Consider the following 14,910-nt stretch of genomic DNA (forward strand, 5'->3'; position numbering starts at 1 on the left):
ATGCTGGAAGAAAAACCGATTCGTAAAGTGTCCGTGGTGATCCCGGTCTACAACGAAGAAGAGAGTCTGCCTGAGCTGGTACGTCGTACCCATGCCGCTTGCGACTTGTTCAAACTGGATTATGAAATTTTGCTGGTAGATGACGGCAGCAGTGACCGTTCCGGCGAGATGATCGCTGATGCCGCCGATATGCCCGACAGTCATGTGGTGGGGGTGTTGCTGAATCGCAATTACGGCCAACACTCGGCAATTATGGCGGGATTCAGCCATGTCACCGGTGACCTCATCATTACGCTGGATGCTGATTTACAAAATCCGCCGGAAGAGATCCCTAATCTGGTGGCGGCAGCGCAGCAGGGCTATGACGTGGTCGGTACGGTACGCCAGAATCGCCAGGACAGTTGGTTTCGTCGTCGCGCCTCGCGCCTGATTAATAAACTTATTCAACGCGTTACCGGCAAAGCTATGGGTGATTACGGTTGCATGCTGCGTGCCTACCGTCGCCACATTGTTGATGCCATGCTGAATTGCCATGAGCGCAGCACCTTTATCCCGATCCTCGCAAATACGTTTGCCCGACGCACCATCGAGCTACCGGTGAAACACGCGGAGCGTGAATTTGGTGATTCGAAATATAGCTTTATGCGCCTGATCAACCTGATGTACGACCTGGTGACCTGCCTGACCACCACGCCGCTGCGTTTGTTAAGCGTGGTGGGAAGTGTGATTGCGCTGGCGGGTTTTGCCTTCTCACTGATTTTGGTGGTGTTGCGCTTATTCCTTGGCGCAGCCTGGGCCGGTGATGGCGTGTTTATGCTGTTCGCCGTGCTGTTTATGTTTATCGGCGCACAGTTCGTCGGTATGGGTCTACTGGGTGAATATATCGGCCGTATTTACAACGATGTCCGTGCCCGCCCTCGCTACTTTATTCAACGTGTTATTCCTTCGCATAAAAATGCATCTGTACAGGAAATTGAACAATGAAAACCATCGTCTTCGCCTACCATGACATGGGCTGTGCCGGCATTAATGCGCTGCTACAGGCTGGCTTCGAGATCAGTGCCATCTTCACGCACCCCGATACGGCCGGTGAAAATCACTTTTTTGGCTCGGTGGCGCGCATTGCCGCAGAGCAGGGCATCCCGGTGTATGCCCCGGATGATGTGAATCATCCGTTGTGGGTCGATCGTATCAAAGCGATGTCACCGGAGATTATTTTTTCCTTCTATTATCGCAACCTGTTGAGTGATGCCATCCTCAATTGCGCCCGACGTGGTGCTTACAACCTGCATGGTTCGCTACTGCCGAAATACCGTGGCCGCGCGCCGCTGAATTGGGTGCTGGTCAACGGCGAAACCGAAACCGGTGTGACGCTGCATCGTATGGTGAAGCGTGCGGATGCGGGCGATATCGTGGCACAAACCCGTGTAGCGATTGACGCGCAGGACAATGTGCTGACGCTGCATCGCAAACTGGTACAGAGCGCGGCACAGCTGTTGGAAGACGTCTTACCCGCCATGAAGCGCGGTGAGATTCGGGCTGTCCCGCAGCATGATAACGATGCCACCGTGGTAGGGCGTCGCACGCCGGAAGATGGCCGCATTGACTGGTCGCGTCCGGCGACCGAGATCAATAACCTGGTACGTGCAGTGACCGATCCCTGGCCGGGCGCGTTTGCCTATGCCGGAACGGTGAAATTTATCGTCTGGAAAGGACGCGTGCACCCAACCGCTCATGGTTCAAAACCGGGTACGGTGTTATCCGTCGATCCTTTCCTGATTGCCTGCGGAGAGGGTGCGCTGGAAGTGGTCACTGGCCAGAGCGATAACGGCGTCTATATGAATGGCAGCCAGTTGGCACTCAGCCTCGGTATGGTGCCCAGCGCGCTGTTGTATTCACAACCGGTCGCCGCCGTGAAACGTCGCACCCGCGTGCTGATCCTCGGCGTGAATGGTTTTATCGGTAACCACCTGACCGAACGTCTGTTGCATGATGATAATTTTGAAGTTTACGGCCTGGACATCAGTTCCGATGCCATCAGCCGTTTCCTCGGCCATCCGGGTTTTCATTTTGTTGAAGGTGACATCAGCATTCACTCGGAATGGATTGAATATCACATCAAGAAATGCGACGTGGTGTTGCCGTTGGTGGCCATCGCCACGCCGATTGAGTATACCCGCAATCCGCTGCGCGTGTTCGAACTGGATTTCGAAGAGAACCTTAAAATCATCCGTGACTGCGTGAAGTACAAAAAACGCATAATTTTCCCATCGACATCAGAAGTTTATGGCATGTGTACCGACCGCCATTTTGATGAAGATAACTCGAACCTGGTGGTGGGGCCAATTAACAAACAGCGTTGGATCTATTCCGTTTCCAAACAACTGCTGGATCGGGTGATTTGGGCTTACGGTGAAAAAGAAGGTCTGCGCTTTACGCTGTTCCGTCCATTTAACTGGATGGGACCGCGTCTGGATAACCTTAACGCCGCGCGTATCGGTAGCTCCCGCGCCATCACCCAGTTGATTCTTAACCTGGTTGAAGGCTCGCCGATCAAACTGATTGACGGCGGGGCGCAGAAACGTTGCTTTACCGATATCCGTGATGGCGTTGAAGCCTTGTTCCGCATTATCGAGAACAAGCAGAACAACTGCGACGGTCAGATCATCAATATCGGTAACCCGGAAAACGAAGCCAGCATTAAGGAATTGGCTGAGAAGTTACTGGCAAGTTTCGAGCGCCACCCGTTGCGTGATCAGTTCCCGCCGTTTGCCGGTTTCCGCGAAGTGGAGAGCAGCAGCTATTACGGCAAAGGCTACCAGGATGTTGAGCACCGTAAACCGTCAATCAAAAACGCCCGTCGCTTGTTGGGCTGGACACCGGAAGTGCAGATGGATACCACCATCGACAACACGCTGGATTTCTTCCTGCGCACCGTCGAGTTACAGGTTGAGCAATGATGAAAAAAGTCGGCTTGCGCGTTGATGTCGACACCTGGCGCGGTACGCAACAAGGCGTACCCGCGCTGCTGGAGCTGTTCAGCCTGCATCAGGTGCGGGCCAGCTTCTTTTTCAGCGTCGGGCCGGACAACATGGGGCGCCACTTGTGGCGCCTGCTAAAGCCGCGCTTTCTCTGGAAGATGCTGCGCTCGCGCGCTGCCTCCTTATATGGCTGGGATATCCTGCTGGCCGGTACGGCCTGGCCGGGTAAGGAGATCGGTCGTGGACTGGAGGAGATTATCAGCGCCACCGCCGATCACCACGAAGTGGGTCTGCACGCCTGGGACCACTTTGCCTGGCAGACCTGGGCGGGGGTTTGGCCGGAGCAGCGGTTGATAGAGGAAATTGCCCGGGGTAAGCAGGCGCTGGAAGCAATCACAGGTGACACTGTCACCTGTTCGGCTGTGGCCGGATGGCGGGCTGATGGCCGGGTTGTTGAGGCTAAACAACGCTTCGGTTTCCGCTATAACAGCGACTGCCGGGGTACCGGCCCCTTTCTGCCGCGCCTGAGTGACGGCAGTCTGGGAACGGTGCAGATTCCGGTCACGTTACCCACCTGGGACGAGGTGGTTGGCCCCAGGGTGGGTGTCCACGAGTTCAACGACTTTTTGCTTAATCAGCTGAGTCAGGCCGACGAAATGGCGGTTTATACCATTCATGCCGAGGTGGAAGGGATTGTCGGACATCAGGCGTTTAGCCAATTGCTCAGCCGGGCGGAAAAACAGGGCATTCAATTTTGCCCGCTGAGTGAGTTATTGCCTGAAGATCTCAATACACTGCCCATCGGCAACGTCGTACGCGGACAGATTCCCGGACGTGAAGGCTGGCTCGGCTGCCAGCAACAACAATACAGGTAACCACGGATGCGAACTGGTACTAAAACAGCGCTGCTGCTGTTTGTATTTGCGCTTTACTACCTTATCCCTATTGAATTCCGCGCCTTATGGCAACCTGATGAAACCCGCTATGCGGAGATCAGTCGCGAAATGCTCGCCAACGGTAACTGGGTGACGCCGCATTTTTTCGGTCTGCGTTATTTTGAAAAACCGATTGCCGGTTACTGGATCAATGACTTCGGACAGTTGTTGTTTGGTCACACTAATTTTGCCGTGCGCGTGGGGTCTATTTTCAGCACCACCCTTACCGCGCTGCTGGTGTACTGGATGGGTACCCGCCTGTTTGCCAGCCGTACGGTGGCGTTAAGCGCCAGTATCATCTTTCTGACCTCGCTGCTGGTCTACGCAGTAGGCACCTATGCGGTGCTCGATCCGATGCTGACGCTATGGATGGTGGCCGCGATGGCGAGCTATTACCTTGCTGTGCAGGCCAGCACGTCACGTCAGCGTTTGCTGGGCTATGTCTTGCTCGGTATTGCCTGCGCTATGGGCTTTATGACCAAAGGCTTTCTGGCGTTGGCCGTTCCGGTTCTGGCGATTCTGCCGTGGGCGGTAGCGCAACGCCGCTTTGGTGAGCTGTTACGTTTTGGCCCGTTGACGGTGCTGGTGGCGGTGCTGGCGAGTGCTCCGTGGTCGCTGGCGATTTATCATCAGCAGGGGGATTTCTGGCACTATTTCTTCTGGGTTGAGCATATTCAACGTTTTGCCGAGTCGGATGCTCAGCACAAAGCTCCCTTCTGGTATTACCTGCCGATTTTGTTGGCGGGATCGTTGCCGTGGTTGGGATTGTTGCCAGGATCGTTGATTCAGGGCTGGCGTCAGCGTGGACAGCGACCAGGTTTGAGCTACTTGCTCAGCTGGACGCTACTGCCGCTGCTGTTTTTCAGCATTGCGAAAGGTAAGTTGCCGACCTACATCCTGCCGTGCTTTGCCCCGCTGGCGCTGCTGATGGCGCACTATGCTCACAGCATGACGCCGCAGGTGATCAAAGCCATGAAGGCCAACGCGTGGATCAATATGTTTTTTGGTGGCGTTGCCGCCGTGGCGCTGGCGGTGGTGCTGGCTCCCTGGGGGCTGGCGCATCGTCCGCCATTTGGCGTCACTGAACATTACAAACTGATGCTCGGGATCCTGGCGTTTGGCGGCTGGACATTGTTTGGTGCTGTGAGTCAGAAAAACTGGCAACTGGCTGCCTTATGCCCGTTGGTACTGGCGTTGGTGATTGGTTTTGCTATCCCGGATCGGGTCCGTGACAGCAAACAACCACAAAACTTCGTGGCGGCGGTATCCGGGCAGTTGGCTGACAGTCGCTATATCCTGGCGAATGATCCCGGCATTGCGTCTGCGGTGGCCTGGGAGATGAAGCGCGATGATATTCTGTTCTATGAACGCAAGGGCGAAGTGGGATATGGTCTGAGCTATCCCGATGCTGCGCATCGCTATGTTTCTGCGGATGCTTTTGCCGACTGGCTGGCACAGCATCGCAAGCAGGGCAAGGTGTCACTGACCATGATCATGTCTTCAACCGGTACCAACCCGCATGCACGCCTGCCGAAACCTGATTTTGTTTATCGTCAGGGACGGTTGTTGTATTACGGCTACGATCAGCAGCCATGAATCTTCTCCTGATCCTGCTGGTAAGCCTGCTGAGTTGTGCCGCGCAGCTGTGTCAGAAGCAGGCGGCCTGGATCGGCAGGCGCGAAGGTAAAGCGCGCCTGTTGATGTGGATCGCGCTGAGTATGTTGCTGCTTGGTCTCGCGATGCTGCTGTGGCTGGTGGTGTTGCGTCTGGTGCCCGTTAGCGTCGCTTATCCGATGCTCAGTCTCAATTTCGTGTTGGTGGCGCTGGCTGCCCGGCTGATTTGGCGCGAGAGTTTTAGCCTGCGGCAGATAATCGGCACGCTGTTGATTGTTGCAGGCGTTGCCCTGATGGGAAGCCACTTATGAAAGGGTATGGACTGGCGTTATGCAGCGTGATGTTGGTGTCGCTGGCGCAACTCCTGTTGCGCGCTGCGATGCTGCATTTTCCCGGGTGGCAGGCCATCTTTGACGGTGAACTTTGGCAGCAACCGTTGCCGTTGATCTTGCTGTTTATCGGTTTAAGTGCCTACGCATTGTCGATGCTGTGCTGGATGCTGGCATTACGTCACCTGGCGCTGAACCGACTCTATCCCTTACTCAGCATCAGTTATGTGCTGGTATGGCTTGCCGCGATTTCGTTGCCGATGTTTGACGAGCCATTCCGTTGGAGCAGCCTCGCCGGAGTGGGGTTGATAGCTGCCGGATTACTTTGTGTATCGCTACCCGGCAGAAAATAGTCGTTATTCTTTGGCGTAGAGATACACCGAAGCACGCGAAACGCCCAGTTGCTGTGCAATCACCTCCATTGATCGCTTTACCTCAAGTAACCCGCTGGTGCGCAGTTCCTGCATCAGCGTCTTACGATCGGCCGCTTTTAGCGCGCGCGGCGTGGTCGCCAGACGCGCGGCGAACTGTTCGATCCGCTGCCGTAAGGCTTCTGTGCCTGCCGGTTCCAACTGCTCTGTAATATCACGGGTGGCAATCTGGGTGAACTGCGCCAGTGCGCTTTGCATACCGCGAAACAGCGTCATATCCACATTCAGACACAGCGCCGCCACATAGTTCCCTTTGGCATCTTTCAGACCAATCGAGGTGCTCTTTACCGGACGTCCGTCAGCCAGCTGATTCGCATAGTTTGTCAGAAGCGAAGGAAATTCCGGCGAGGCAATACGCGCCAGGCCCAGTTCGGTAGTCGGTTCACCGACTTCCCGCCCGGAAAGATTGTTATAAATGGCCAGAATGGAGTGTTCTGGATTTTGTAAATCGTGCACCACCACCTCGCAAAACGGGGCAAAAGTGGCGCTCAGTCCTTCGGCGATGGTGGTCAGCTGCGCCAGCAGCAAGGCATTTTGCTGATCGGGCATCGTGGCTCTCCAAAATGGCTAGATTATTTGTCTAATTTTATATATTTTGTCATTTCAATGCAAAGTCCTTCACCTAAAAGGTTAACCGCATGACTGAGTTTACTTTGCCGACTTATGATGACGTCGCAGCCGCCACACAGCGTATCCAGCCTTATATCAACCCGACGCCGGTCATGACCTCGCGCAGTCTGAACGAGACGTTACAGGCCGAAGTTTTCTTCCAGTGTGAAAACTTTCAGCGCATGGGAGCGTTTAAATTTCGCGGTGCCCTCAACGCGTTATTACAGTTCACCCCCGAGCAGCGTAAAGCCGGGGTGGTGGCGTTCTCCTCCGGCAACCATGCGCAGGGTGTCGCGCTGGCGGCAAAATTACTCAGCATTCCAGCCACCATCGTGATGCCGTTGGATGCCCCGGCGGCCAAACTGGCCGCGACCAGAGGGTATGGCGCTCAGGTGGTGACGTATGATCGCTACAGCGAAGACCGGGAACAGATTGGTCGCGATCTGGCGGAAAAACACGGCCTGACGCTGATCCCTCCTTATGATCACCCACATGTGATCGCCGGACAGGGTACCGCCACTCAGGCATTGCTGGCGCAGACCGGCCCGTTGGATGTGCTGTTAACACCACTCGGCGGCGGCGGATTACTGGCAGGCAGCGCGTTGGCAGCACGTCATCTCAGTCCGGGTATCACCATTTATGGTGTGGAACCCGCAGCCGGAAATGACGGTCAGCAGTCGTTACGCGCGGGAAAAATCATCCGCATCGAGACGCCCAAGACCATCGCCGATGGCGCACAGACCCAATATCTTGGTCGCTACACTTTCCCGCTGATTCAAAGTCTGGTCGACGATATTCTTACCGCCAGTGATGAACAGCTGATCGCGGAAATGCGTTTCTTTGCCGAGCGCATGAAAATGGTGGTGGAACCGACCGGCTGCCTGGGGCTGGCCGCGGTGCGGGCCGATAAAGCGCGTTTCCGTGGGAAACGCATTGGCATTGTAATCAGTGGTGGTAACGTCGATATCAGCCGTTTCGGCACCTTGCTGGCTAACTAATCGCGCAGGAGACGTGTGTGAAATCGCTTCCCGAGTGGCTTACGCAACTTGAAACCCCGTTTTTATTGATCGATGAAGCGCGTTATCAACGCAATATCGACCGTTTGTACCAGCGCGTGGCGCAGCTGGGTAGCCAGGTGCGACCGCATCTGAAAACGCTGCGTTCGGTGGAAGCTGCCGCGTATCTGTTGCCGCAGGCGGATCATCCGGCCACCGTGTCCACCCTGGCAGAAGCGGAAGGCTTTGCCGCTGCCGGTTACCGCAATCTGTTGTATGCGGTAGGGATTGCGCCGCATAAATTGCCGCGTGTGGCGCAACTGATGCGTCAGGGTGTCCAGCTACACATTCTGCTGGATACGCCAGAACAAGCCCAGGCGGTCACCGAGTTCGCCCGCCAGCAGCAGCTGACCTTTTCGGTTTTTATCGAAATCGACTGTGATGGCCATCGCGGCGGTATTCCACCTGACAGCGAGACGTTGTTACAACTGGCGCAGCAACTGGAAGGAAACGGTGCGATCGTCAGCGGACTGATGGCCCATGCCGGTGAATCTTATAACTGCCGTAGCGAAGAAGCGATTCGCGCTGCTGCTCGCGCTGAGTGTGACGCCATTCGTCTGGCGGCACAGCGGGTGCGGGCGGCGGGCATTGCCTGCCCGATTCTCAGCGTTGGCGCAACACCGACCGCGCATTATGCCGCGGAGCTGGAGGGCATCAGTGAGGTGCGTGCCGGGGTTTTCACCATGTTCGATCTGGTGATGCATAACGTGGGGGTATGCCAGAAGCAGGATATTGCTCTGTCGGTGGTAACTACCGTGATCGGTCATAACGCGGCAAAGAACTGGGTGTTTGTTGATGCGGGCTGGATGGCGATGTCACGCGATCGCGGCACCGCAGCGGGGCCGGTCGATTATGGTTATGGGCTGGTTTGCGATATGCAGGGTGCCCCGTTGGATGTATGCCTCAGTACCACCAATCAGGAACACGGCATCATCAGCCTGCCTGAGAACGGTACGCTGACACCCGCGGATTTTCCGGTGGGTTCCCGTCTGCGCATCCTGCCCAACCACGCCTGCGCCACCGCCGCCATGCATCAGCATTATCAGGTGTGGCAGGCAGAAAGCGACCAGCCGCGCGTCTGGTCACGCATTATGGGATGGTAAACGTGACGCCGTCACTGAATAAAACGCAGATGACGGCTATCAAGATGCGCCAGCGAGGCAACGCCCAGCATACCTAAATCACGGCTGACTTCGCTGGTGATCAGGTCAATCGCCAGATGCACGCCTTGCTCGCCACCAACGGCGCAGGCGTAGTTAAATGGCCGCCCAATAAAACAGGCTTCGGCACCGAGTGCCAATGCTTTGATGGCATCGGTGCCCCGGCGGATACCGCTATCCAGCATCACCGTCATTTCACCCGCGGCAGCAACGATTTCCGGCAATACATGGATGGGCGCGATGCTGGTATCCAACTGCCGTCCCCCGTGGTTCGACACCACAATGCCGTCAATGCCAATCTCTTTACAGCGTTGCGCATCGCGCTGGCTGAGGATGCCTTTAATCACCATCGCGCCAGACCAGCGACGGCGGATATGTTGAATATGTTCCCAGGTGAGATGGCTGCGGCCGCTGAAATCCCTGACCGCATGTTTGGAAAACAGCGGAGCACCGCGCACCGCCTGATTGTTTTCAAACCACGGCATTCCGCGTTTTAGCAGGGTTTTGATTAAGGTGCCGGTCAACCAGCGGGGATGGGTGAGGCCCTCATATGCCAGTCGCAGGCTGGGTCTGAACGGGGTGGCAAACCCGGCGCGTACGTTATTCTCACGGTTAGCTTTCACCGGAGTATCCACCGTCACTACCAGCACCGGAATACGCGCCCGCGCCACGCGGTCGATCAGCAGATCAATCTCTTCATAGCTTTTTGGCAGGTATGCCTGAAACCACATCGCCGGATTGGCCTCCGCGACTTCTTCCAGCCGCATCAGCGAGGAGCCGCTCATAATAAACGGGATATTTTTCGTCGCCGCCGCTTTTGCCAGCGTCAGATCGCCTTCAAAACCGGTGATGGCGCTGATCCCCATCGGCGCAATCCCCACCGGAGCGGCATAGCGATGACCGAACAGCGTAACTTCGGTATTGCGCTGTGACACATCCACCATATTGTCCGGTATCAGGCTGTAGCGTGCGTACGACGTGAGGTTATGGTCGCGGGAAAGGTTGTCCTCGACACCACCGGAAACATAGGCGAACAACGGGCGTGGCAGATGTTTTTGGGCGTACTTCTCGAAATCATTTAACGACAGGCAGCGGTTGGCAAGTTTGCGCATTTCTTCAGGGGTTTAGGTCAGGAAGGCAATAAAAATCAATGCTATGTGCATCACCCGGCGATCACAAATGACAAAAACGGTAATGCTATGCGGAAAATCGCATAAGCGACATCATATCTGTAGCGGCGTGATTTATCGCGCAATTTCCTGCGTGGAGCCAGAAAACCCCGCGCGATAAATCGCGCCGCTACGTAATGGGAAAATGGATTTTATTAAATTCGATCCATAAATGAGGGCAGTGCTGGCACCGGCAGCACCGACAACACTTTCAGACGTTGCAGGGTGCGTACCTGTGCACGTTCCAGATGATCACGCAGGCAGCCAGCAGCCAGCTCCCAGTTACCTTTCAGCAGCATCTCATACACCAGGCAATGCTCTTCCAGCATCGCGGTTTCCACCGGGATCGACAGCAGATCATAAAAGATGCGCGTGACGATAAACGGCGACTGGTTTTGCCGCAGGATTTGCATCATCAGTTTATTACCTGCGGGTTCCAGGCAACGTACATGCAAATCCTCCTCCAGCAACTCCAGTTCGGCGGCGCTGAGTTGCTGACCTTTATAGCGTTGCGCTTTTTCCAGCGATGCCGTCAGCCACTCGACCGGCAGCAGGTGACCTGCTTTGCGGAGCGCGGTGGGCTCGAGGCTGGCGCGAATTTCGAAGTGGTCAGCAATTTCGCGTGCGGTCAGGGGACCGGTCAGCCACTGGGAATAGGGTTCTTTTTCCACCAAACCTTTATCACGCAGGCGCATCAGGCTTTCCCGGATAACCGCGCGGCTGACGTTGTAGTGCTGTGCGGCCAGTTGTTCGTCGAGTTGATAGCAGCCAAACACCATTGCCGTCGAGAGCACCACTTGCAGGTTATCCAGCACCTTTTCGCCGGTGCTGCGGGTATCCACCAGCGCCTCTTGTTCATCCAGACCCAGCAGTTCACGCGTCAGTCCGGCGCGCAACGGTTCTGGTTCCTCGTCCTCTTTCGCCACAATAAAGCCGCGACCTTCAAAGCGCGCGATCAGCCCTTCTTCATGCAGCAGGCTCAGGGCGCGGCGTACCGGGACACGGCTGGTACCAAACAACTGTGCCAGTGGCCCCTCCAGCAATACCAGACCTTGCGGAACTCGCTTCTGTATCAATACGTTATGCAAAACCTGTCGGATCACTTCATAGCGCGCAGAACCGGTTTCTTCCGTCGCTGCCGGGGTGTTGTTTGTCAGCATTCTCATGTCATCGGCCCTGTTTTCATCGCGCTACATTATCACATCCGGGCGGGCTGCAAAGTCGCGTAATGGCGAAGCACAATTATGGTGCAGCTCGCACAATAACGGATCATATTTATAAATATACATCTTAAGGACGAGCTGGAGAGACTCGCATCGTTTTCTTTCAGATGCTGACGATGATCATGTAACGAATTGAAAACACGTAGTTAACCGGTATTTTTCTATCTTATCAGGTGATCAATTCCTCCCGGCGGCAAGATCCTGGCATAACCATTGCAATGAACAAATGGATATTATTTTCAAATATACATTTATGGAGTTGCAGATATGGCCAAAGAAATCCTTTGCGCATTTGGTGTAGACGTCGATGCTGTTGCCGGTTGGTTGGGTTCTTACGGCGGCGAAGATTCCCCTGATGATATCTCTCGCGGCCTGTTTGCCGGTGAAGTCGGCGCGCCACGTCTGCTGAAGATGTTTGCCGAGCAGAATCTGCGTACCACCTGGTTTATTCCGGGCCACTCGATTGAAACCTTCCCCGAGCAAATGAAAGCGGTGGTGGATGCCGGTCATGAAATCGGTATTCACGGCTACAGCCATGAAAATCCCATCGCCATGACGCCAGCGCAGGAAGAGGCGGTGCTGGATCGCAGCATCGAACTGGTGACCCAACTGGCAGGCAAACGTCCGACCGGCTATGTCGCCCCCTGGTGGGAATTCAGCAACGTCACCAACGAGTTACTGCTGAAGAAGGGTATCAAATATGACCACAGCCTGATGCATAACGATTTCCATCCTTACTATGTGCGCGTCGGCGATAGCTGGACCAAAATCGACTACAGCCAGCACCCCGATAGCTGGATGAAGCCGTTACAACGCGGAGCAGAAACCGATCTGGTGGAGATCCCGGCCAACTGGTATCTCGACGATCTGCCGCCGATGATGTTTATCAAAAAATCCCCCAACAGCCACGGGTTTGTTAACCCGCGTCATCTGGAAGAGATGTGGCGTGACCAGTTTGACTGGGTTTACCGCGAGAACGACTACGCGGTGTTCACCATGACCATCCATCCCGACGTGTCTGGCCGCCCTCAGGTGTTGCTGATGCTGGAGCGTCTGATCCAGTACATCCGTAGCCACGAAGGCGTCCGTTTCGTCACCTTCGATGAGATTGCCGACGACTTTAAACAGCGCCAACCGCGCTAAGTACGCATACCGTCCCGTAGCGGCGCGATTTATCGCGTGAATGGCAGGACAGCGCGATAAATCGCGCCGCTACGGAATATGAACCCCTGACAGAGTGATAGCGCTATGAGCATCTTTAAGAAAATCTCCGTAAATGGCTGGCAGCCGCAGCAGTTGACCATCAGGGACGTAAAATTTGCCACCTGGATTGCTTTTTTCGCCTGGGTTTTTGCTGTTTATGATTTCATCCTGTTTGGCACCCTGCTGCCGGAAATCGGCGGCCATTTCGGCTGGAGCGAGGTTGAGCAGGCGGAAATCGCCACCTGGGTGGCGGTCGGCGGAGCGGTGATTGCACTGGCAATTGGCCCATTGGTCGACCGTCTCGGTCGCCGCATGGGGATTGTGGTCACCGTCGGGGGCGCGGCGATCTGCTCGCTGCTGACCGCTGTCGGTGGTGCCTGGGGTAAAGGCGCGCTGACCGCGATCCGTTCGGTGGCGGGGCTGGGTTATGCCGAGCAGACCGTCAATGCAACCTACCTGTCGGAGCTTTACACCGCCATTGACGACCCGAAACTTAATAAACGCAAAGGTTTTGTTTACAGCCTGGTGCAGGGCGGCTGGCCGGTAGGGGCGCTGGTGGCCTCGGCGCTGACGGCGATTCTGATGCCGATCATCGGCTGGCAGGGCAGCTTTATCTTTGCCGCGCTGCCGTCACTGGTGATTGCGGTTCTGGCGTTGAAACTGAAAGAAACTCCGCAATTCCAGGTCCAGAAAAAGATCCAGCAACTGCGCGCTGAAGGTAACGATCGCGATGCCCGCCAGGTTGCAGACGATTATCAGGTTTCATATGAAGAACAGCACAACGCCGGTCTGGCTGCTGCCTTCCGTGGCCCGTCACTGCGTGCCACGCTGGTGTTAGGTGGTGCGGTGTTAATCAACTGGTTTGCCATCCAGATTTTTAGCGTACTCGGCACCACGGTGATCACCAAAACCCATGAAGTTTCCTTTAATAACTCGCTGCTGATCCTGATTCTCTCTAACCTCGTGGGCTACTGCGGCTATCTCGTGCACGGCTGGCTCGGCGATCGCATTGGCCGTCGCAACACCATTGCGGTTGGCTGGATGCTGGGCGGCGTCTCCTTTGCCGCGATGCTCTACTGCCCGGATAACTTCGCCACTATCGTTGCCCTGTACAGCATCGGCCTGTTTTTCCTGATTGGCCCCTACGCAGCAGCGCTGTTCTTTATCAGTGAAAGTTTCCCGACCGCCATCCGTGCCACGGCCGGTGCGTTGATTGGTGCGATGGGACCGGTCGGCGCGATTATCGCCGGTGTCGGTACGACCAGCGTCCTGAGTAGTGGTGGACACTGGCAGGATGCTGCGCTGTGGTTCGGTGCTGTCCCGTGCTTTATCTCCGGCATCATTATGTTTTTCGCTCGCGCACATGCACCACAACACGCGGGTGTCAGTTCAGCGGTCACCACCGCTTAAGGAATGGTTATGCACCTTACGTCCTCAACTCAACCGGTTGCCGCTATCAGCGGCGCCGCCAGCGGAATTGGCCTGGCGCTGGCTACGCTCTACGCCCAGCGTGGCGTTAACGTTATCGCCGGTTACTATCCTGCCGATCCGCACGATCCGGCCTTAGCGGCGGCGCAGGTAGAAGCCGCCGGGGGCAATGCCCTCTGGCTACCGCTGGATGTGGCCTCGACTGACTCGGTAGATGCGTTTATCGCTCAGGGCGTGCAGCACTTTGGTCGTCTCGATTATATGGTGGCGAATGCCGGTATCCTGCGTCGCGCGCCGATTGAAGAGATGAGCGACGCACGCTGGGATGACATGTTAAACGTCGATCTGACCGGTGTGATGCGCTGTTTCCGTGCGGCCACGCCGCATCTGCACGCCGGAGCCAGTCTGGTGGCGGTTTCCTCCATTGCCGGTGGCGTTTACGGTTGGCAAGACCATGCTCATTATGCTGCCGCCAAAGCGGCAGTGCCGGGCATCTGTCGTTCGCTGGCGGTGGAACTGGCACCGCGCGGCGTGCGCTGTAACGCCATCATTCCCGGCTTGATCGAAACGCCGCAATCGCTGGATAAGCAGAACTCTCTTGGCCCGGAAGGGTTGGCAAAAGCAGCCAGCGCCATTCCGCTGGCGCGGGTGGGGCGACCGGAAGAGATCGCCAAAGTGATTGCCTTCCTTACCAGTGAAGAGAGCAGCTATCTCACCGGACAAAGCCTGATTGTTGATGGCGGTCTGACGGTACGCTGGCCGGATTAAGGAGC

Annotated in this window: 14 protein-coding genes; 11 read left to right on the top strand and 3 right to left on the bottom strand. The window is 56.0% G+C overall.

What is annotated here, in order from left to right; genetic code table 11:
* From arnC to arnF, 6 genes are read left to right on the top strand one after another with little or no spacing between them, the layout of a single operon-like run.
* Positions 1–984: an undecaprenyl-phosphate 4-deoxy-4-formamido-L-arabinose transferase gene (arnC, locus tag AC6I8N_RS21505; RefSeq protein WP_208726499.1), complete on the top strand. Its 984-nt coding sequence runs from the start codon at positions 1–3 to the stop codon at positions 982–984.
* Entirely contained in the window at positions 981–2,960 is a 1,980-nt protein-coding gene (gene arnA / locus AC6I8N_RS21510; RefSeq protein ID WP_497831111.1) for a bifunctional UDP-4-amino-4-deoxy-L-arabinose formyltransferase/UDP-glucuronic acid oxidase ArnA, read from the top strand. Before arnC ends, arnA begins: the two co-directional genes overlap by 4 nt.
* Positions 2,960–3,856 carry a 4-deoxy-4-formamido-L-arabinose-phosphoundecaprenol deformylase gene (gene arnD / locus AC6I8N_RS21515; protein ID WP_497831165.1) on the top strand — a complete coding sequence of 299 codons (897 nt, stop codon included), beginning with the start codon at positions 2,960–2,962 and terminating at the stop codon, positions 3,854–3,856. Before arnA ends, arnD begins: the two co-directional genes overlap by 1 nt.
* Before the next feature lie 6 nt (positions 3,857–3,862).
* Entirely contained in the window at positions 3,863–5,512 is a 1,650-nt protein-coding gene (gene arnT / locus AC6I8N_RS21520) for a lipid IV(A) 4-amino-4-deoxy-L-arabinosyltransferase (protein ID WP_497831112.1), read from the top strand.
* The gene (gene arnE, locus AC6I8N_RS21525; protein WP_208726505.1) at positions 5,509–5,841 is read left to right on the top strand and encodes a 4-amino-4-deoxy-L-arabinose-phosphoundecaprenol flippase subunit ArnE; all 333 of its coding nucleotides are present in this window, start codon (positions 5,509–5,511) and stop codon (positions 5,839–5,841) included. Before arnT ends, arnE begins: the two co-directional genes overlap by 4 nt.
* Entirely contained in the window at positions 5,838–6,212 is a 375-nt protein-coding gene (gene arnF, locus AC6I8N_RS21530; protein WP_497831113.1) for a 4-amino-4-deoxy-L-arabinose-phosphoundecaprenol flippase subunit ArnF, read from the top strand. Before arnE ends, arnF begins: the two co-directional genes overlap by 4 nt.
* A 3-nt stretch (positions 6,213–6,215) precedes the next feature.
* On the opposite strand, the gene AC6I8N_RS21535 is transcribed toward arnF, so the two are convergent.
* The gene (locus tag AC6I8N_RS21535; RefSeq protein ID WP_497831114.1) at positions 6,216–6,839 is read right to left on the bottom strand and encodes a helix-turn-helix transcriptional regulator; all 624 of its coding nucleotides are present in this window, start codon (positions 6,837–6,839) and stop codon (positions 6,216–6,218) included.
* A gap of 89 nt (positions 6,840–6,928) precedes the next feature.
* Between AC6I8N_RS21535 and AC6I8N_RS21540 the strand changes: the two genes are divergently transcribed.
* Both AC6I8N_RS21540 and AC6I8N_RS21545 read left to right on the top strand, forming a co-directional pair.
* Entirely contained in the window at positions 6,929–7,897 is a 969-nt protein-coding gene (locus AC6I8N_RS21540) for a threo-3-hydroxy-L-aspartate ammonia-lyase (protein ID WP_497831115.1), read from the top strand.
* 17 nt (positions 7,898–7,914) lie between these two features.
* Positions 7,915–9,057, top strand: a complete 1,143-nt coding sequence (locus AC6I8N_RS21545; RefSeq protein ID WP_497831116.1) for an alanine racemase — start codon at positions 7,915–7,917, stop codon at positions 9,055–9,057.
* An 11-nt stretch (positions 9,058–9,068) separates the two neighbouring features.
* Here AC6I8N_RS21545 and AC6I8N_RS21550 read toward each other — a convergent pair whose 3' ends face one another.
* Together AC6I8N_RS21550 and AC6I8N_RS21555 are read right to left on the bottom strand one after the other, a co-directional pair.
* A complete protein-coding gene (locus AC6I8N_RS21550) occupies positions 9,069–10,226 on the bottom strand; it encodes an alpha-hydroxy acid oxidase (RefSeq protein ID WP_208726514.1) in 1,158 nt (385 codons plus the stop codon).
* A gap of 212 nt (positions 10,227–10,438) precedes the next feature.
* Positions 10,439–11,449 (bottom strand): GntR family transcriptional regulator, encoded by a 1,011-nt coding sequence (locus AC6I8N_RS21555; protein ID WP_497831117.1) that lies wholly within the window; start codon positions 11,447–11,449, stop codon positions 10,439–10,441.
* 324 nt (positions 11,450–11,773) lie between these two features.
* Between AC6I8N_RS21555 and AC6I8N_RS21560 the strand changes: the two genes are divergently transcribed.
* The 3 genes from AC6I8N_RS21560 (at position 11,774) to AC6I8N_RS21570 (ending at position 14,905) form a co-directional block, all read left to right on the top strand.
* Positions 11,774–12,649, top strand: coding sequence for a polysaccharide deacetylase family protein (locus tag AC6I8N_RS21560; protein WP_480372408.1), 876 nt, complete (start codon positions 11,774–11,776; stop codon positions 12,647–12,649).
* Positions 12,650–12,754: 105 nt separating this feature from the next.
* Positions 12,755–14,119 carry an MFS transporter gene (locus tag AC6I8N_RS21565; RefSeq protein WP_497831118.1) on the top strand — a complete coding sequence of 455 codons (1,365 nt, stop codon included), beginning with the start codon at positions 12,755–12,757 and terminating at the stop codon, positions 14,117–14,119.
* 9 nt (positions 14,120–14,128) lie between these two features.
* Positions 14,129–14,905: an SDR family NAD(P)-dependent oxidoreductase gene (locus AC6I8N_RS21570; RefSeq protein ID WP_208726522.1), complete on the top strand. Its 777-nt coding sequence runs from the start codon at positions 14,129–14,131 to the stop codon at positions 14,903–14,905.
* The last annotated feature ends 5 nt before the right edge of the window (positions 14,906–14,910 follow it).

Source organism: Pantoea sp. X-Soil-TKNS-1279 (assembly GCF_059730565.1).